Here is a 903-nt window from a genome sequence, read left to right as displayed (position 1 = left end):
AGAATACGCAGCAAAAAGGTTTGACGAAAACGGTCTGATCCCGTATGTAAACTATAAGGGTGAAAGCGTAACGGCAAAACTCATACCATTAAACGAACAAGGTTGGCTAGCGGTCGCAGCTATCGGAGCAAATACTTTTTCTAGCAACACCTTACCGCTTTTAAAGACTCAGCTCATATTAGCCGCAGTGTTTATTGTCGCACTTTCGTTATTTGTCTACGTGCTGCTCAAAAAATCGCTAAGTCCGATAAAAACCATCCAAGAAAAGCTTGACGATACGTTTAAATTTATCACTTATGAGACGCAAAAAGCTCCTGATAAACTAAGCGTTACGACGCGAGACGAATTTGGACTAATGAGCTACGCCATAAACGAAAACATCGACAAAGTAGTCGACGGTATCAAAAAAGATAGTGCGATGATTGATGAGCTAAACGGCGTAGCAAACAAGATGATCAGAGGAAACCTCGGCGCCAAGATTGCCCAGACGCCTAACAACCCCGCGCTAGTCGAGCTAAAAGAGCTACTAAACCGCTTCTTTGCCTCTATCTCGGCAAATTTAAAAGATATCGCCATAGTGCTAAACTCATATAATAAAAATGATTACACATCCCGCGTGGATATAAAAGACGATATCGAAAGCGACCTGCGCGATATGATGCTAGGACTACAAAGCGCAGGCGATGCGGTGTGCAATATGTTAAGAGAAAATCTAAGCGAAGCTCAAAGCCTAGAAGAGAAGGCAAAAGTGCTCGCAGACTCTATGAAAGAGTTAACGCAAGGTGCAAGCAAGCAAGCAAGCGCGATCGACGAGAGCGCGGCCGCGATCGAGCAGATGAGCAGTTCAATGAACGCTATCAGTCAAAAAACCGTCGACGTCATGAGACAAAGCGAAGAGATCAA

At 44.2% G+C, this 903-nt stretch carries 1 protein-coding gene; it reads left to right on the top strand.

Annotation, left to right across the window (positions count from 1 at the left end; translation table 11 throughout):
• Positions 1-903 (top strand): methyl-accepting chemotaxis protein (locus tag H740_RS11970; protein WP_002953007.1); only part of this gene is annotated, 903 nt, incomplete at both ends.

The organism is Campylobacter showae CC57C, from assembly GCF_000344295.2.
Lineage (GTDB): Bacteria > Campylobacterota > Campylobacteria > Campylobacterales > Campylobacteraceae > Campylobacter_A > Campylobacter_A showae_B.
Note: the sequence above shows the minus strand (reverse complement) of the source record. Positions and strands in the feature narration are given on the sequence as shown.